The following is a 16,646-nucleotide window of genomic DNA, read 5'->3' on the forward strand; positions in this document are numbered from 1 at the left end:
GTCAGGCGTCGGACGGGCGGGTGTCGACGGGCGCCCGCATCCCCCCGCCGCTGTCCCCTGCCTGGCGCGCCGCCTCGGCCGCCTGGATGACCGCCACCGCCTCGGCGACGTCGTCGGTCACGGTGACCAGGTCGAGATCGCCGGGGCTGATCGTGCCCTCGGCGATCATCGTGTCGCGGATCCAGTCGATCAGGCCTGACCAGTACTCGCTGCCCATGAGCACGACCGGGAAGCGGGTGACCTTGCGGGTCTGCACCAGGGTGAGCGCCTCGAACAGCTCGTCGAGCGTGCCGAAGCCCCCGGGCAGGATCACGAAGGCCTGCGCGTACTTCACGAACATCGTCTTGCGGACGAAGAAGTAGCGGAACGAGATGCCGACGTCGACCCACTCGTTGAGCTCCTGCTCGAACGGCAGCTCGATGCCCAGCCCGACCGACATGCCCCCGGCCTCGGAGGCGCCCTTGTTGGCCGCCTCCATGGCCCCGGGGCCGCCCCCGGTGATGACGGCGTACCCGGCCCGGGACAGCGCGGCCCCGAGCTCGACGCCGGTGGCGTAGTGCGGGTGGTCCCGCGGCGTCCGGGCGCTGCCGAACACGCTGACCGCGCGCGGCAACTCGGCCAGCAGCCCGAAGCCCTCGACGAACTCGCTCTGGATCCGCAGCACCCGCCACGGGTCCGTGTGCACCCAGTCGCTGGGGCCCCGCTTGTCGAGCAACCGCTGGTCGGTGGTCGACCCCTGCCGCTGCGGGTCGGGCTCGCCGCCGCGCAGCATGATCGGGCCGCGGTGGCGGGTGGGCCGCGGCCGTCGGCCGTCGGACGGCGGGGTGGCGGTCATGCGGTGCTCCCGGAGAGGTAGGCGGTGAGGGCGTCGACGGTCGGCTGCAGCCGGTCGACCAGGACGTGCTCCTCGCGCGTGTGGGCGAGCTGGGGGTCGCCCGGCCCGTAGTTGATCGCGGGGATGCCGAAGGCGGCGAACCGGGCGACGTCGGTCCAGCCCAGCTTGGCGCGCGCCGGGCGGCCCACGGCGGCCACGAACGCGGCGGCGGCCGGCTCCGCGAGGCCGGGCAGCGCCCCACCGGCGTTGTCGACGACGGTCAGCGTCGCGCCCGCGGCGATCGCGTCGGCGAAGACCTCGCGCACGTGCGCCTCGGCGGCGTCCTCGTCGCGGTCGGGGGCGTAGCGGAAGTTCACGGTGAGGGACGCCGCGTCGGGGACCACGTTGCCGGCGACCCCACCGGCGATGCCCACCGCGTTGAGCCCCTCGCGGTAGGTGCAGCCGTCGATCTCCACCTCGCGCGGCCGGTAGGCGGCCAGCACGGCGAGCGCGCCGGCCAGCCCGTGGATGGCGTTCTCCCCCAGCCAGCTGCGCGCGCTGTGCGCCCGGCGGCCCTTGGTCGCCAGCACGGCCCGCAGGGTGCCCTGGCAGCCGGCCTCGATCTCGCCGTCGGTCGGCTCCAGCAGGATCGCCAGGTCGCCGTAGAGCCAGCCGCGCCGCTCGCGCGCCACCCGACCCAGGCCGTTCTTCACCGCCTCGACCTCCTCGTTGTCGTAGAAGACGAACGTGAGGTCGTGGGCCGGCTCCGCCCCGGGGACGCCGAAGACGGCGGCCAGCCGCAGCATCACCGCGTCACCGGCCTTCATGTCGCTGGTGCCGCAGCCGTAGAGGCGGCCGGTGGCCTCGTCCAGCCGGCTGGGCACGTTGTCGGCGATCGGCACCGTGTCCAGGTGCCCGGCCAGGACCACCCGGGTCGGCCGCCCGAGGTTGGTGCGGGCGAGCACGGCGTCGCCGATGCGCTCGACCTCCAGCCCGCCCAGCGCCCGCAGCGCCGCCTCGACCGCGTCGGCCAGGGCCGCCTCGCTGCCCGACACCGACGGGGCGTCGACCAGGGCGCGGGTGAGCGCGAGGACGTCGGCGGACAGGTCGAGCGGCGGCGGTGTGCTCACGACGAGGAAGCCTAGTGAAAGGACCTGACTGCCCCCCAGGACTCGCTGACGCTCGCCCCGGGTCCCTGCAGCCAGGCCGCTCCTGCCCCTCACCACCGGCCGCGGCGGCACGGGGAGGCGCTGGGTAGCGTCGTCGTCGTGACTGACGCAGCGTCCGCCCCCGTCTCCGCATCCGCCGCCGGCCTGGCCACGGTCACGCCGTCGGGCACCGTGCTGGACACCTGGTACCCCGAGCCGCGGCTCGAGGCCCCCGCGGGCGCGGCCACGGGGACCACCCGCCTGGGCGCGCTCGAGCTCTCCGGTGAGCTGGGGCCCGACTACGGCGGCCTGGTGCGCCGCGACGAGGCGCGCGGGGTGGAGGTCATCGCCGTCCGCACGGTGATCGCCGACCTCTCCCAGCCGCCGGTGGACACCCACGACGTGTGGCTGCGGCTGCACCTGCTGTCCACCCGCCGGATCAAGCCGCACGAGGCGAACATGACCGGCGTGTTCGGCCTCCTCACGAACGTGGCCTGGACCAGCGCCGGGCCGGTGGAGGCGGCGACGTTCAACGCCCACCGGCTGCGGGCGGCCCTCGGCCACGTGACCGTCTTCGGCGTCGACAAGTTCCCGCGGATGGTCGACTACGTCATCCCGTCCGGCGTGCGGATCGCCGACGCCGACCGGGTCCGCCTCGGCGCCCACCTGGCCGAGGGCACCACGGTCATGCACGAGGGCTTCGTCAACTTCAACGCCGGCACGCTGGGCCCCTCGATGGTGGAGGGCCGGATCAGCGCCGGTGTGGTCGTCGGCGCCGACAGCGACATCGGCGGTGGCGCCTCGATCATGGGCACCCTGTCGGGCGGCGGCACCCAGGTCATCTCGATCGGCAGCGGCTGCCTGCTCGGCGCCAACGCGGGGATCGGCATCTCGCTCGGGGACGGCTGCGTCGTCGAGGCCGGGTGCTACGTCACCGCCGGGTCACGGGTCACGCTGCCCGACGGCTCCCAGGTGAAGGCCAAGGAGCTCTCCGGGCGCAGCGGCCTGCTCTTCCGGCGCAACAGCGTCAGCGGCGCGCTCGAGGCGCTCCCGCGCGACGGCAACTGGGGCGCGCTCAACGCCGACCTGCACGCGAACACATAGGAGAAGGACCCCCTGCCCCCCACCGCTCGCACGCTCGCGGCGGGACCCTGCAGGGGGCCATCGGGTCGTGCCTGCGCGGAACCCTCCGGGTCCCACTCGGTGCGACGAGCCCATGTCGGCGGGGGCTCAGGCCGACGTTTCCGCGGGGACGTCGAGGTGCTCCAGCAGGGCCACCACGAACTCCTGGGGCCGCTCGACGTGCGGGGAGTGCCCGACCCCGGGCAGGACGACCTCGCGGTAGGTGCCCCCGGCCGCGGCGTACCGCTCCAGCACGGCGCGGGTCTGGGCGACCATCGGCTGCGGCGGGCAGACCGCTTCACCCGGCCAGCCCGGCACCGCACCCAGCTGTCCGAGGTGGGCCAGGTCGAACACCGAGGTGTCCGACACGATCGCGTCGTCATCCCCCCGGATCCACAGCACCGGGGGCTTGCCGGCCAGCTCGGCGACACCCGACACGTCCATGACCGTCGGCGCCATCGTGTTCAGCACGCCGCGCTCCCCGGGGGCCGCTCCCGGCCACGTCGGGCTGGGCACGGAGTCGCCCGGGTAGTGGTCGGCACCGGTGCGGGTGGACAGCATCGAGGCGACGAAGACGTCCTCCATCGCGGGGTCCAGCGGCAGGGACCCCGGAGCCACGTAGAACGCCCGCAGGATCGACCGCGGACTGGTCGGGCTGTCGGCGCTCGTGTCGCCGGCAGCGAGCGCGGCGACGAACTCGGGGTTGGCCGCACCGCCCCCGGAGCCCGCGCCGTCCTCGGCGAGGCGGCGCCCCTCCGGCCCAGCCGTGCCGCCGAAGCCGTACGGCGATACCGGGGCCACCAGCGTCACCGAGGCGACCCGCGCGGGCGCGTCGAGCAGGTACTGCAGGACGACGCCCGCGCCCATGCTCCAGCCGACCAGGTGCACCCGATCGACGCCGAGGGTCTCCACCAGCGCCGCGACGTCGTCGGCCCAGTCGCGCACGCCCCGGCGCGCGTCCACCGGGAGCGGATCGGTGTCGCCGTAGCCGCGCAGGTCGACCGCGACCGGCCGCACGCGCGCCACCTCGGCCAGGGCCAGCAGCGGCTGCTGCCAGAAGAGCGCGGAGCTGACGTTGCCGTGCACGAAGAGCACGACCTCGCCGCCGGCGGCGGCGAGCTCCGCCGGCTCCACGGCGGCCGGGTGCACGACGTTCTGGGTCAGTCGCGGGGTGGGCACCCGCGTGGCGGTGATCCCGGGCAGCAGGACGTCAACCATGGCTCCTCCTCGACGGCGGGCACACGCTATCGGCGCCGTCCGGGTGGGAACAGCCCCTCCCGGAGGGCTCGCCCGCGCGTCCCACCTCCGGCACGCCTCGCGCCCCTGCACCGTGGCCGCGTCCGAGGAACGGCCGGGAACGACGCTTACAGTCGGTGGACGATGACCAGCCCCCGCACCGCGACGCACCACGCCGCAGCCCGGGCGCGCAGCACCACCCGTGCCCGGCCGGCCGCCCGCCGCCGCGCCGCCGGGCACGGCGGCGCACGCCGCGGCACCGCGCGCCGCCCCCGCCGGCGCCCTCCGGCCCGCCGCCCGGCGGCCCAGCGGTCCGGCCGGTCCGGGGGCGCCACCGGGCTGGTCCGGTGGTGGCCGGCGCTGCTGGTGACCGCCGCCCTCCTCGCCGGCGCGGGCTGGGGCGCCGAACGGCACTGGCAGCCCCCCGCGACCGGCACCTGCACCGTGCCCGACGGCTCGGTCACGGTCACCGCCGAGCAGGCCGCCAACGCGGCCACCATCGCCCGGGTCGGCCGGGAACGCGGGCTGCCCGACCGGGCCGTCGTCATCGCGCTGGCCACCGCCCAGCAGGAGTCGCGGCTGCGCAACCTCGACTACGGCGACCGCGACTCCCTGGGGCTGTTCCAGCAGCGGCCCTCCCAGGGGTGGGGCACGCCCGAGCAGGTGCGCGACCCGGTGTACGCCGCCGGCAAGTTCTACGACGGGCTGGTGACCATCCCCGGGTGGGAGGCGGGCCGGCTGACCGAGATGGCCCAGGCCGTGCAGCGCTCGGGGTACCCGGAGCTGTACCAGCAGTGGGAGGGCATGGCGCAGCAGCTCACGGCCGCCCTGGCCGCGGAGACGCTCGACTGCGCCTGACGACGGCCGGGCGCCCGGTCCCGGCGCACTCGGGGTCCCCCGGCAGGGGGACGTGGCGGGCGCGACGCTCAACGAACACCTCGGCGGCACCGACGTCCTCGCCATGACGATCGCGTCCGACGACCTCCCCCGCGCGGTCCCCGCCGCACCCACCGACGTGACCGCCCTCCTGCCCTCCCGGGAGGCGCTGCTCCAGCGACTGGCCGACGAGCTGCCGGCAGCCGGCCAGCAGCCCACCAGCCTCATCGCGCTCGGCCTGCTGCGCCGTGACGACGGGTGGCCCACCCCGCCGGACACGCTGGCGCAGGTCACCACGCTCCTGGCCCGCTCCATCCGCGGGGACGACTGGGTGGCCTCCTGCGGGCCCGCGGACTTCGGCATCGTGCTCGCCGGTCCGGTGCCGGCCGCGCAGACCGCCGCCACCCGGCTGGTCTCGGCGGTGCTCGCGCTGGGCATCCCGGGGGTGTCCGCGGCGGCGGGCATCGCGCCGGTGGACGCCGCCAGCCGGGCCGGCGAGATCTTCCGCCGCGCCACGCTGAGCCTCACCGCCGCGCGGCGGGTCGGCCCCGGCACCGTGATCCAGTACCGCGAACCCGTCTGACCGCCCGGGGGGATCACGCCGGGCCGACGAGGAGGACGGCGGCGAGGGCGGCAGCCAGCGCCCGGACGCCGTTCCACCAGGTCCACCGGCGGACCCAGCGGGTCCAGTCCCCCGGAGCCGCGGCGTCCGGCCGCCACCGGGCGAGCGCCTCGTTGAGCGGGACGTTGGCCGCGACCGTGACGCCCACGACGCCGACCAGGTAGAGCAGTCCCGCGGCGAGGACGCCCGGACGGCGGGCGCCGGCCAGCTCCGCGCCCCCGGCGGCCAGGCACAGCACCGCCGTGCCGAACAGCAGGGTGAGGAAGACCGGGCGGATCGCCGTCCGGTTCACCGACTGCATCGCCGCCACCCCCACCGGGCAGGGGACGGCCACCAGGGCGGGCATCACCACCAGGCTGAAGACGCTGAAGGCCCCGGAGACGAGGCCGGCGCCCAGCGCGCCGGCGTGCACCAGCACCCCGGTCACCGGAGCACTGCCGGTCGCACGTGCGCCGCCACGTGCTCCCCGGCGGGCTCCACCCGGGAGCGGCGGCCGCCCACCACGGGGCTCCCGGTGGTCCGGGTACCACCGGTCACGAGGATGGCCTCCGATGTCATGACCCGAGTACAGGCGACGCTGGGCGAGACGGTCCATTGCCGCGACGCCGCTTCACATGCGCGGTCGTCCACGGTTCCGGAGACGGACCCCGTCCCGGCCCCGCACCTGACCACGGCCGGCTGACCTCGTCAGGCGGCCAGGCGCTCCGCCGCGGCGTCGATCCGCTCGTCGGTCGCGGTCAGCGCCAGCCGGACGTGCCGCGCCCCGGCCGGGCCGTAGAAGCTGCCCGGGGCGGCGACGATCCCGAGGGTGGCCAGCCGGTCGATGGTGAGCCAGCAGTCCTCGTCCCGGGTGGCCCAGAGGTAGAGGCCCGCCTCGGAGTGGTCGATCCGCATCCCGGCCGCGCGCACCGCCGCGGCCAGCCGGTCCCGCCGCCGGCGGTACCGCTCGCGCTGCGCGTCGACGTGCGCGTCGTCGTCCAGGGCGGCGGCCATGGCGGCCTGCACCGGCCCCGGCACCAGCAGGCCGAGGTGGCGGCGCACCTCCCAGGCACGGCGCACCAGCGCCGGGTCACCCGAGAGCAGGCCGCCCCGGTAACCGGCGGCCGTCGACTGCTTGGACAGCGAGTGCACGGCCAGCAGGCCGGTGTGGTCCGCGCCGGCGATCTCCGGGTGCAGGATCGACCGGGGCGCCACGTCCCAGCCCAGCGTGATGTAGCACTCGTCGGCCACGACGGGCACGCCGTGCGCTCGCCCCCAGGCGACCCATCGCCGCAGCTCGTCGTCGGTCAGCACCCGCCCGTGGGGGTTGCCCGGCGAGTTGAGCCAGACCAGCGAGACGGGTGGGTGGGCAGGCGTCACCGCGTCGGCCGGCGGGGTGTCGCTCCGGTGCACGGCCAGGCCGGCGAGCACGGCGCCGACCTCGTAGGTCGGGTAGGCGACCTCCGGGACGACCACGGTGCCGGCGGCACCGGACAGCCCCAGCAGGGTGGGGAGCAGTGCGACGAGCTCCTTGGAGCCGACCGTCGGGATGAGCGAGGGCTCGGCGCCCAGCGGGTCGCCCACGTGCACACCCAGCCGCCGGCGGAGCCAGTCCGCGGCGGCCGTGCGCAGCTGCGCGGTGCCCAGCGCGGTCGGGTAGCCGGGAGCGTCGGCCGCCCCGGCGAGCGCCTCGCGCAGCACCGCGGGTGTGCTGTCGACGGGCGTGCCGATCGACAGGTCGACCACACCGCCCGGGTGCTGGGCGGCCCGCGCCCGTGCACCCGCCAGGGAGTCCCAGGGGAAGTCCGGAAGCGCCCGGGGCGCGCCGGGGACCGGAGCGGTCAGTGGCCTTCGCCCTGGGGCGGGAGCGCGGCCACCAGCGGGTGGTCCTTGCCGATCTTCCCGGTCTTGGCGGCGCCACCGGGGCTGCCCAGGTCGGAGAAGAACTCCACGTTGGCGTTGTAGAAGTCCTTCCACTTGTCCGGGACGTCGTCCTCGTAGTAGATGGCCTCCACCGGGCAGACCGGCTCGCACGCCCCGCAGTCGACGCACTCGTCGGGGTGGATGTACAGCATCCGGTCGCCCTCGTAGATGCAGTCCACCGGACACTCGTCGATGCACGCCTTGTCGAGAACGTCGACGCAGGCTTGGGTGATGACGTAGGTCACGGGGTTCCCTCCCGGGGACTCTCGGGCGGCGCGCCGGCCGGGGCCGGTCGCGTCAGATGCACCCCTAGTATCACCTCCCGCGCCGGTCGACGTGCCACGGGCCACCCGCCGCGTCCCCCGGCCGGGGCACGGGAGAGGCAGCTCCGGGCGGTCTCCCCCCATCGGGGTGGGTCACCGGCCCCCGCTCAAGCAGCCGGCCGGGGCGCCGATCTCGATCACGTGTCCCGGACGACGCAGGAGGAGGGGACGTCGCGGCCCGAGCCGTCGGCGTCCCCCTTCGACGCGCACGCCGCCCTGGTGCACCTGCTCTCCCGGCTGCGCGCCTCCTCCGGCGCGACACGGGTGTCGGTGTGGGTGCACGAGGCCACGACCGGCCTCGTCGTCCCGTACCGGCAGTCCGGCTGCGCCACCCAGGACGCGCTCCCCCTGCACCCGGCTCTGCGCACCCCCGCCGTGCTGGCCGACTCCCCCTTCCTCTCCGCCGTCGTCACCGGTCGCCGGGGCATCGTCGCCCACGCCGACGGGCGGCGCGTCGAGGACCGCCACCTGGCCGAGGTCGGCATCCGGTCGGCGCACGGCGAGCCGCTGGTGCTCGGCGGCGAGGTCGTCGGCGTCCTGACCGTGGAGCCCGCCGCGGCCGCAGCCCCCCACCTGCTGCGCCAGGTGGCCCCGCGGATCGCCGCGGCGCTGGCCGAGGCGTGGAGCCGGCGCACCCAGCAGCGCCGGCTGGCCCAGGCCGCCGTACTCCTGGAGCTGATCGAGTCGGCCGCGCAGGCCCAGTCGATGGACCACCTGCTCGGCTCGGCCTGCCGCCAGCTCGCCGAGCTCGGCGAGGTCGAGCGCGCCTGCGTCTTCCTGCTGGAGGACGGCCGGCTCGTCCCCCGCATGGCCGCCTACGCCGACGGCCGGCAGGACCTCGCCACCTGGCGGCAGTTCCGCAACGCGCCCGTCGCCCCCGAGCTGGCCGAGACCGTGCTGCGCACCGGCACACCCATGACCGCCGACCGCGAGTCGGGGTCGATCTCGGCGTGGTGGGCCGACTCGTTCCACATCGCCTCCGCGCTGGCGGTCCCGCTCGGCCGGGGCCCCGACCTGGCCGGCGTCCTCACGCTGGACAGCACGCAGGTCCGCCCCTTCTCCGAGGACGTCCGCCGGCTGGCCGCTGCCGCCGGTGCGCACCTCGGCGGCGTCATCGAGCAGGCCCGCACCAGCCAGGCCCGTGCGGCGTCGCTCACGATCGCCCGCGTCGTCCGGCAGCTCCTGGTGGACGGCTCGGCGGTGACCGGGGCTGCCGCGGCCGCCGAGGTGCTGGCCCGCGCCGTCCAGCGGCTGGCCGGCACCGACCGGAGCGCGGCCTACCTGGTCGACGGCGACGGGCGGATCAGCGAGGTCCGGCACGTCGACTGGCCGGAGGAGCACAAGCACGTGGTGCAGACCCGCCTGGTCGGCCGCCCGGCGAGCGGCGTCCCCCTGTGGCGGCTCACGAGCGAGGAGAAGTCGGCCGTCTTCGTCGAGGACGCCGCCGCCACCGACCTGCTCGATCCGGAGCTCGTGCGGGCGCTGGAGGTCAACTCCTACATCAGCGTGCCGCTGATGTCCGGCGACCGGCTCCTGGGCCTGGTGGTCACCGGATCGGTCGGTGCCACCCGCACCTGGAGCTCGTCGGTGCGCGACGCCGTCCGGCAGGTCACCCTCGAGGGGGCGCTGGTGGTGGAGAACGCCGAGCTGCGCGCCGCCGAGCAGGAACGCCTGGCGCAGCTGGCCACCGAGGCGCACCACGACCCGCTCACCGGGCTGGCCAACCGCCGCAAGTTCATCGAGACGGTCGAGACCACCGTCTACGGCGACCGCGACCGGCGCTGCGCCCTGCTCATGATCGATCTCGACCGGTTCAAGGAGATCAACGACAGCTTCGGGCACAGCGTCGGCGACGACCTGCTGTGCCTGGTGGGTCCCCGCCTGGAGCGGACCCTGGGCCCCGCGGACCTGCTGGCCCGCATGGGCGGTGACGAGTTCGCCGTCCTGCTGCCCGACGCCGATGCCGCACGGGCCCGCGAGGTGGCCGAGGACCTGGGCGCCGCGCTGCGCGACGCCTTCGTCCTCGACGGGACGTCCCTGCACGTGGACGCCAGCATCGGCATCGCCCTGTGCCCGGACCACGGCCGGGACCGTTCGCTGCTCCTGGCCCGGGCCGACACCGCCATGTACGCGGCCAAGCGCGGGCGCCACGGCTACGAGGTGTGGGCACCCGACGGCACCCCCGCCTCCCGCGACCGGCTGGAGACCCTGGAGCAGCTGCGGTCCGCCCTCGACGGCGAGCAGCTGGACAACCACTACCAGCCCCAGCTGGACCTGCGGACCGGCAGCGTCGTCGGGGTGGAGGCGCTGGTCCGCTGGAACCACCCGGAGCGCGGCCTGCTCTACCCCGACGTCTTCCTGCCGCTGGCCGAGCAGGCCGGTCTGATGCGCCGGCTGGCGCTGCGCGTGCTGGAACGCTCGCTGCGGGACCTGCACACCTGGCGGACCCACGGCCACGACCTGTCGGTCGCGGTGAACCTGTCGGTGTCCAACCTGCAGGACGTCGCCCTGCCCGAGCAGGTGGCGATGCTGCTGGACGCCTGCTCGGTGCCCGCCGGCGCGCTGGTCCTGGAGATCACCGAGGACGTGCTCATGGCCGACGCCGCCCGCAGCCAGCAGGTCATGGCGGGGCTGCGCCGGCTCGGCGTGCGTCTCTCGGTGGACGACTACGGCACCGGGTACTCGTCGCTGTCCTACCTGCGGGCGCTGCCGGTCGACGAGCTCAAGCTCGACCGCAGCTTCGTCACGCACCTGACCTCCGACCCGCGGGCGGCGGCGATCGTGCGCAGCACGCTTCAGCTGAGCCGCGACCTCGGGATGAGCATGGTGGTCGAGGGCGTCGAGGACGCCGATGCGCTCGCCGCCCTGCGCGAGTGGGGCTGCGACGTCGCCCAGGGCTACCACATCTCCCGGCCCATGCCGGCCGGGCGGGTGCTGGGCTGGCTGAACGCCCGCCCGCTGCCGGCCGCGCACGGTGCGGTGACGCCTCCTCGGCGGGACTGAGGCGCTGCGCCCGGCGCCGGCCCGCTACGCGCGGCCGGGATTCACCGAGCACCACCGGTGGGCTCCGCGGACGTAGCCCGTCGGCCGGGTCCCGCGGGCGTGGTCCGCCGGACGGGCGTGCCGAGGGCCAGGCCGACGGCGAGGGCCGCGGCCAGCACACCCAGCAGCAGGAACGCGCTGCTCGCCGCGCCCAGCGCACCCCCGGAGACCAGCAGCAGGTCGCCCTCCGGGCGGCGCTGCATCGCCGCCAGCGCGACGACCAGCCAGGTGACCGCGGGGAGCGCGGCGACGACCTTCGACCCGCTCAGCCACAGCGCCGCGCGGACCAGCAGCAGGTTGCCCACCACCGCCGCGACCACCGACACGGGCACCAGCACGCCACCGACCCGCAGCGGCAGCCAGAACACCTCCACGATCGCCAGCCACGCCGCGACCACGACCGCCGCGACCCCCAGACCGGCGCGCGCGACCGGCCCTCGTCGGCTCACCCGGGCAGACCGGCGAAGAGGTCGTCCTCCCGGCCGTCCGGCCCGGCGCCGGGTCCGCGCTCGCCCTTGACCAGCCGGTAGTACTCGACGCCGAGCACCTCCTGGCCGAGGTTGTTCGACAGGGCGAAGAACGGCCCGTCGACGGTGATCTGGGTCGGGTGGGCGCGCATGGCGGCGTCCTTGCGGTCGGCGTACGCACGGGCGTCGACGGCGCAGTCGACCACCTCGTCGGGGACCACGAAGGGCACGTCGTCGACGTCCCCCAGCCCTTCGAAGGGCGAGGCCTCACCGAGCGCGGCGAGGGCCTCGATGCCCTCCCGCACCACCGAGCGCGGCATGGCCGACCAGTACACCTTCGCCACGTCCCAGACCGGGCCGAGATCGGGGCGGTAGCCGGGGTCGGCCGCGGCCTCGACCGCCCGCATCGCCACCCGGTGGGCCTGGATGTGGTCGGGGTGGCCGTAGCCACCGAACTCGTCGTAGGTGACCAGGACCTGCGGCCGGACCTCGCGGACGACGGCGACGGCGTGCGCCACCGCCTCGTCGAGGTCTGCGTTCCAGAACGCGCGCGGGTGGTCGTTGGCCGGCGTGCCCATCATCCCCGAGTCGCGGTACCGCCCCGGTCCGCCCAGGAAGCGGACGTCCACGACCCCGAGCGCCGCCATCGCCCCGCGCAGCTCCCAGATGCGGTACCCGCCGAGCTGGTCGGCCTGGTCCGCGGCGAGTTGGGCCAGCTCCGGCACGAGGACCTCCCCCTCCTCTCCCAGCGTGCAGGTGAGCAGGGTGACGCCGGCGCCCTCGGCGACGTAGCGGGCCATCGTGGCGCCGTTGTTGATCGTCTCGTCGTCGGGATGCGCATGCACGAGGAGCAGTCGTCGGTCAGCGGTCACGGTCGGCCATTCTCCCTGAGGCCGTCGCCGCATCGAGGGGGCCGGGGGCCGCAGCGCCGTCCTCCCCCACCGTGCGGCGTCCTCCCCCACCGTGCATGGCGAGGGAGGACGCGCTGGGATCAGGTCACCTGATCCCAGCGCGAGGTGCTCAGCCCTCCGTGGGGACGACCGCGCGCGCCTCGGCGAAGTGGCACGCCGACGGGTGGCCCTGCCCCCGGTCGACCAGGGCCGGCGGCTCGGTGGCGCAGATGTCCTGGGCCTTCCAGCAGCGGGTCCGGAACCGGCAGCCCGACGGGGGGTTGGCCGGGCTCGGCACGTCGCCCTGCAGCAGGATCCGCTCCTTGAGCCCGCGCAGGTGCGGCTCGTGCACCGGGACGGATGAGAGCAGCGCCTGCGTGTACGGGTGGGCGGGCGAGCCGTAGACCTGGGCGTCGGTGCCCTCCTCCACGATGCTGCCCAGGTACATCACCGCGACCCGGTCGGAGATGTGCCGCACCACGGAGAGGTCGTGGGCGATGAACAGGTAGGAGAGCCCGAAGTCGTTCTGCAGGTCCTCCAGCAGGTTGACGACCTGCGCCTGGACCGAGACGTCCAGGGCGCTCACCGGCTCGTCGCAGACGATGACCTCGGGCTGCAGGGCGAGGGCCCGGGCGATGCCGATGCGCTGCCGCTGCCCACCGGAGAACTGGTGCGGGTAGCGGTTGACGAAGTCGGGGTTGAGCCCGACCCGCTCCATCAGCTCCTGGGTGCGCTGCAGCCGCCCCTTCTTCGGCGCGACGTCGGCGTGCACCGACCAGCCCTCGGCCACGATGTCCCCGACGGTCATCCGCGGGTTCAGCGAGGCGTAGGGGTCCTGGAAGATGATCTGGACCTCGCGCCGGTACTGCTTGAGCGCGCGGCCGCTCATCTTCGTGACGTCGTCACCCTTGTAGAGGATCTGCCCGTCGGTCGGCTTCTCGAGGGACACGAGCATCTTGGTGACCGTCGACTTGCCGCAGCCGGACTCGCCCACCAGGCCGACCGTCTCCCCGCGGCGCAGTTGCAGGTTGACCCCGTCGACGGCGCGGACGTGGCCGACCGTGCGCCTGAGGACGATGCCCTGGGTGAGCGGGAAGTGCTTCTTGAGGTCCTTGACCTCGAGAAGCACCTCACCGGGCCGGTGCGCCGGGCGGGTCGCCGCCGCGTCGGCCGCGTCGGACAGCCTCTGCCGGTCGGCCTCCGCGGACCGGTCCGCTGCGCTGCTCCCGGAGCTGGCGTCAGACACCGAGGACCTCCTCGCTGTAGTGGCAGGCGGCCTCACGGCCCGGGACGACCAGCCGCAGCGGCGGGGCGTCGGCGACGCAGTCGCGACCCGCGGCGGCCTCCGCACCGGTGCGGCGCTTCGGGCAGCGCGGGTGGAACGGGCAGCCCGACGGGATGGCGGCCAGGTTGGGCGGCTGCCCGCCGATGGGCTGGAGCCGGCCGCCCTTGACCTCCACCTGCGGGATGGAGCGCATCAGCCCGTCGGTGTACGGGTGGGCCGGGTTGCCGAACACCTCGTCGACGGTGCCCCGCTCGACGATGCGGCCGGCGTACATCACGGCCACGTTGTCGGCGACCTCGTTGACCACGCCGAGGTCGTGGGTGATGAGGATCAGCCCCATCCCGGTGTCCCGCTGCAGGTCCTTGAGCAGGTCCATCACCTGTGCTTGCACCGTGACGTCGAGCGCGGTGGTCGGCTCGTCGGCGATGAGGATGCGCGGGTCCAGCGCGAGCGCCATGGCGATCATGACGCGCTGCCGCATACCGCCGGAGAACTGGTGGGGGTAGTCGTTCACCCGCTGCCTGGCGGCCGGGATCCGGACGCGCTCCATCAGCTCGACCGCGTGCTCCTTGGCCTCCTTGCGCGAGGTGCCCCGGTGCGCCCGGAACATCTCGCCGATCTGGAAGCCGACGCTGTACACGGGGTTCAGCGAGGAGAGCGCGTCCTGGAAGATCATCGAGATCCCCGGCCCGCGGACCTTGCGCTGCTCCTCCTCCGGCAGCGTGAGCAGGTCACGCCCCTGGAAGACGATCCGGCCGCTGGTGACCTCCGCCGGCGGGGAGTCGAGGATCCCCATGATCGCCTGCGCGGAGACGGACTTGCCGGAGCCGGACTCACCCAGGATGGCGAGGGTCTCGCCCTCCGAGACGGTGTAGCTCACGCCGTTGACGGCGTTGACCACCCCGGACTCGGTGCGGAACTCGACCCGCAGGTCGTCGACCTCGAGGACGGGTGTCCCGGCGCCGCGGGCGGGGCCGGGGGAAACGGACGTGGACGCGGTGCTCATGAACGCTGCTTCGGGTCGAGGGCGTCGCGCAGGGCGTCACCCATGAGGACGAAGGCCATCACCGTCAGGGTGAGGATGAGGCTCGGGAAGAGGACGGCGTGCGGCGCGGTGCGTAGCAGGCTCTGCCCGGTGTTGATCTGCAGACCCCACGAGATCGCCGGCGGCTGGAGCCCGACCCCGAGGAAGGTCAGCGTCGCCTCCGCGGCGATGAGGATGCCGATCGTGATGGTGGCGTAGACGAGCACCGGGGCGACGGCGTTGGGCAGGATGTGCCGCATCAGGATCCGGATGTCCGAGGCCCCCATCGCCCGGGCGGCGGCGACGTAGTCCGAGCTCTTGATCGCGATCACCTGCGAGCGGACCAGCCGCATCGCGGTCATCCAGCCGAAGAGCGCCAGCGCGATCGCCACCGCGATCACGCCCCGGCCGAGGATGCCGCTGCGCAGGACCACCAGCGCGCCCAGGATCAGCGGCAGCGCGTAGAAGATGTCGGCGATCCGGCTCAGGATGCTGTCGGTGACGCCGCCGTAGAAGCCGGAGATGGCGCCGACCAGGACCCCGAGCACCAGGATCACCACGACCGCCAGCAGGCCGATGATCAGCGAGTTCCGGGCGCCGTAGACGACGTTGGCCAGGTAGTCGCAGCCCTGCTGGTCGAAGCCGAACCAGTGCTCCGCCGACGGCTCGGCGTTGGAGTTGGACAGGTTGCACGACCGCGGGTCGACCCCACGGGCGAAGACCGTCGGCAGCAGCGCCATGCCGACGAACAGCAGGCCGAGCACGGCGCCGATCCAGAAGAGGAAGTTGCGCCTCAGCTGCCGCCAGGCGTCGCTCCAGAGGCTGTTCTGCCGGGCCTGCGCCTCCTCGTCGTGCGCGCCGGTCACGGCACCGGCCCCGGCCTCGTCGTGACCGACGGCCGTCAACTTCGGGTCACTCATAGCGGATCCTCGGGTCGAGGACGGCGTAGAGCACGTCGACGACCAGGTTGAAGAAGATGAAGACGAAGACCAGGAGCGTCACGATGCCGACCACGACGGCGCCCTCCTGGGCCCGCACGGCGTCGAAGACGGCTCGGCCGATGCCCGGCAGGTTGAACACCGTCTCGGTGACGATCGCACCGCCCATGAGGGTGCCGATGTCGGCGCCGATGAAGGTGACGACGGGGATCAGGCTGTTGCGCAGCGTGTGCCGGACGATGACGTCGCGGCGCGGCAGGCCCTTGGCGCGCGCGGTGCGCACGTAGTCGGCGCGCATGTTCTCGGCGATGCTGGTCCGCGTGAGGCGGGCGACGTAGGCCAGCGACCCGGCGGCGAGGACGAGGCCGGGCAGCAGGTAGCTGTACCAGCCCTCGTTGATGCCGGCGATCGGGAACAGGCCCAGCTGGAGCCCGAAGGTGAACTGCGCGACGAACGCGAGCACCAGGATCGGGATCGAGACGATCAGCGTGGTGCTCACCAGGACCACGTTGTCGAAGAAGCCGTTCTTGCGGATGCCGGCCAGCACGCCGGCGACGATGCCGATGACGATCTCGAAGGCGATGGCGACCAGCGCCAGCTTCACCGTGACCGGCATCCGCTGGGAGATCGTGTCCAGCACCTCGCGGCCGCGGAAGTCGGTGCCGAAGTCGCCCTGCAGCAGGTCGCCGACGTACTTGACGTACTGCAGCCACAGCGGGTCGTTGAGGTTGAACTCCGCGGTCAACTGGGCGACCACGGCGGGGGCGAGCGGGCGATCGCCGCCCAGGGCCCGGATCGGGTCGCCCGGCAGTGCGTAGACCAACGCGAAGATCAGGAACGAGGCCCCGACCAGGACGGGGATCGTGAGTAGAAAGCGGCGCGCGATGTAGCGGCCCATGTCGCTCCTCGGTCAAGACGCGCCACGCCCATGTCGCGGGCGCGGAGGCGTCGTCCATG

The 16,646-nt window shown here is 74.4% G+C and carries 17 protein-coding genes; 4 read left to right on the forward strand and 13 right to left on the reverse strand.

All coding sequences use genetic code 11. From position 1 onward, the window contains the following. Position 1: 1 nt before the first annotated feature. Positions 2 to 835, reverse strand: coding sequence for an LOG family protein (locus ACI79K_RS10920; protein ID WP_456587305.1), 834 nt, complete (start codon positions 833 to 835; stop codon positions 2 to 4). Then, positions 832 to 1,944: a succinyl-diaminopimelate desuccinylase gene (gene dapE / locus ACI79K_RS10925; RefSeq protein ID WP_456599701.1), complete on the reverse strand. Its 1,113-nt coding sequence runs from the start codon at positions 1,942 to 1,944 to the stop codon at positions 832 to 834. Before dapE ends, ACI79K_RS10920 begins: the two co-directional genes overlap by 4 nt. 138 nt (positions 1,945 to 2,082) lie before the next feature. On the opposite strand from dapE, the gene dapD reads away from it, so the two are divergent. Continuing rightward, entirely contained in the window at positions 2,083 to 3,066 is a 984-nt protein-coding gene (gene dapD, locus ACI79K_RS10930) for a 2,3,4,5-tetrahydropyridine-2,6-dicarboxylate N-succinyltransferase (protein WP_456599702.1), read from the forward strand. A 126-nt stretch (positions 3,067 to 3,192) separates the two neighbouring features. On the opposite strand, the gene ACI79K_RS10935 is transcribed toward dapD, so the two are convergent. Continuing rightward, positions 3,193 to 4,302 (reverse strand): alpha/beta fold hydrolase, encoded by a 1,110-nt coding sequence (locus ACI79K_RS10935; RefSeq protein WP_456599703.1) that lies wholly within the window; start codon positions 4,300 to 4,302, stop codon positions 3,193 to 3,195. 162 nt (positions 4,303 to 4,464) lie between these two features. On the opposite strand from ACI79K_RS10935, the gene ACI79K_RS10940 reads away from it, so the two are divergent. Both ACI79K_RS10940 and ACI79K_RS10945 read left to right on the forward strand, forming a co-directional pair. Further along, a complete protein-coding gene (locus ACI79K_RS10940) occupies positions 4,465 to 5,178 on the forward strand; it encodes a hypothetical protein (RefSeq protein ID WP_456587301.1) in 714 nt (237 codons plus the stop codon). 52 nt (positions 5,179 to 5,230) lie between these two features. Beyond that, a complete protein-coding gene (locus tag ACI79K_RS10945) occupies positions 5,231 to 5,779 on the forward strand; it encodes a hypothetical protein (protein WP_456599704.1) in 549 nt (182 codons plus the stop codon). A 13-nt stretch (positions 5,780 to 5,792) separates the two neighbouring features. On the opposite strand, the gene ACI79K_RS10950 is transcribed toward ACI79K_RS10945, so the two are convergent. The 4 genes from ACI79K_RS10950 to fdxA all read right to left on the reverse strand — a co-directional run bounded on the left by ACI79K_RS10950 (position 5,793) and on the right by fdxA (position 7,965). Next, positions 5,793 to 6,245, reverse strand: coding sequence for an anthrone oxygenase family protein (locus ACI79K_RS10950; RefSeq protein WP_456597434.1), 453 nt, complete (start codon positions 6,243 to 6,245; stop codon positions 5,793 to 5,795). Next, positions 6,242 to 6,376 carry a hypothetical protein gene (locus ACI79K_RS10955; RefSeq protein ID WP_456599705.1) on the reverse strand — a complete coding sequence of 45 codons (135 nt, stop codon included), beginning with the start codon at positions 6,374 to 6,376 and terminating at the stop codon, positions 6,242 to 6,244. The genes ACI79K_RS10950 and ACI79K_RS10955 overlap by 4 nt, the downstream gene beginning before the upstream one ends. A gap of 129 nt (positions 6,377 to 6,505) precedes the next feature. Next, positions 6,506 to 7,642: a succinyldiaminopimelate transaminase gene (gene dapC, locus ACI79K_RS10960; protein ID WP_456599743.1), complete on the reverse strand. Its 1,137-nt coding sequence runs from the start codon at positions 7,640 to 7,642 to the stop codon at positions 6,506 to 6,508. Then, a complete protein-coding gene (fdxA, locus tag ACI79K_RS10965) occupies positions 7,639 to 7,965 on the reverse strand; it encodes a ferredoxin (RefSeq protein WP_012947287.1) in 327 nt (108 codons plus the stop codon). The genes dapC and fdxA overlap by 4 nt, the downstream gene beginning before the upstream one ends. A gap of 219 nt (positions 7,966 to 8,184) precedes the next feature. Between fdxA and ACI79K_RS10970 the strand changes: the two genes are divergently transcribed. After that, on the forward strand, positions 8,185 to 11,046 hold the full coding sequence (locus ACI79K_RS10970; RefSeq protein ID WP_456599706.1) for an EAL domain-containing protein: 2,862 nt from the start codon (positions 8,185 to 8,187) through the stop codon (positions 11,044 to 11,046). Positions 11,047 to 11,087: 41 nt separating this feature from the next. On the opposite strand, the gene ACI79K_RS10975 is transcribed toward ACI79K_RS10970, so the two are convergent. The 6 genes from ACI79K_RS10975 to ACI79K_RS11000 form a co-directional block, all read right to left on the reverse strand. Continuing rightward, positions 11,088 to 11,534 carry a hypothetical protein gene (locus tag ACI79K_RS10975; protein ID WP_456599707.1) on the reverse strand — a complete coding sequence of 149 codons (447 nt, stop codon included), beginning with the start codon at positions 11,532 to 11,534 and terminating at the stop codon, positions 11,088 to 11,090. Then, positions 11,531 to 12,424: an N-acetyl-1-D-myo-inositol-2-amino-2-deoxy-alpha-D-glucopyranoside deacetylase gene (gene mshB / locus ACI79K_RS10980; RefSeq protein WP_456587296.1), complete on the reverse strand. Its 894-nt coding sequence runs from the start codon at positions 12,422 to 12,424 to the stop codon at positions 11,531 to 11,533. Before mshB ends, ACI79K_RS10975 begins: the two co-directional genes overlap by 4 nt. A 148-nt stretch (positions 12,425 to 12,572) precedes the next feature. Further along, positions 12,573 to 13,688, reverse strand: a complete 1,116-nt coding sequence (locus ACI79K_RS10985; protein WP_456597439.1) for an ABC transporter ATP-binding protein — start codon at positions 13,686 to 13,688, stop codon at positions 12,573 to 12,575. Next, the gene (locus ACI79K_RS10990; protein WP_456587294.1) at positions 13,681 to 14,733 is read right to left on the reverse strand and encodes an ABC transporter ATP-binding protein; all 1,053 of its coding nucleotides are present in this window, start codon (positions 14,731 to 14,733) and stop codon (positions 13,681 to 13,683) included. Before ACI79K_RS10990 ends, ACI79K_RS10985 begins: the two co-directional genes overlap by 8 nt. Then, positions 14,730 to 15,671 (reverse strand): ABC transporter permease, encoded by a 942-nt coding sequence (locus ACI79K_RS10995; RefSeq protein ID WP_456587293.1) that lies wholly within the window; start codon positions 15,669 to 15,671, stop codon positions 14,730 to 14,732. Before ACI79K_RS10995 ends, ACI79K_RS10990 begins: the two co-directional genes overlap by 4 nt. Then, the gene (locus ACI79K_RS11000; RefSeq protein ID WP_456587292.1) at positions 15,664 to 16,587 is read right to left on the reverse strand and encodes an ABC transporter permease; all 924 of its coding nucleotides are present in this window, start codon (positions 16,585 to 16,587) and stop codon (positions 15,664 to 15,666) included. The genes ACI79K_RS10995 and ACI79K_RS11000 overlap by 8 nt, the downstream gene beginning before the upstream one ends. Positions 16,588 to 16,646 lie beyond the last annotated feature (59 nt).

Source organism: Blastococcus sp. SYSU DS0616, from assembly GCF_054051015.1.

Bases quoted from the DNA above. Each gene is read 5' to 3' on its own strand.
- ACI79K_RS10940 (WP_456587301.1), top strand. From the start codon at position 4,465: ATGACCAGCCCCCGCACCGCGACGCACCACGCCGCAGCCCGGGCGCGC.
- ACI79K_RS10955 (WP_456599705.1), bottom strand. From the start codon at position 6,376: ATGACATCGGAGGCCATCCTCGTGACCGGTGGTACCCGGACCACCGGG.
- ACI79K_RS10990 (WP_456587294.1), bottom strand. From the start codon at position 14,733: ATGAGCACCGCGTCCACGTCCGTTTCCCCCGGCCCCGCCCGCGGCGCC.
- ACI79K_RS11000 (WP_456587292.1), bottom strand. From the start codon at position 16,587: ATGGGCCGCTACATCGCGCGCCGCTTTCTACTCACGATCCCCGTCCTG.
- ACI79K_RS10920 (WP_456587305.1), bottom strand. From the start codon at position 835: ATGACCGCCACCCCGCCGTCCGACGGCCGACGGCCGCGGCCCACCCGC.
- ACI79K_RS10935 (WP_456599703.1), bottom strand. From the start codon at position 4,302: ATGGTTGACGTCCTGCTGCCCGGGATCACCGCCACGCGGGTGCCCACC.
- ACI79K_RS10995 (WP_456587293.1), bottom strand. From the start codon at position 15,671: ATGAGTGACCCGAAGTTGACGGCCGTCGGTCACGACGAGGCCGGGGCC.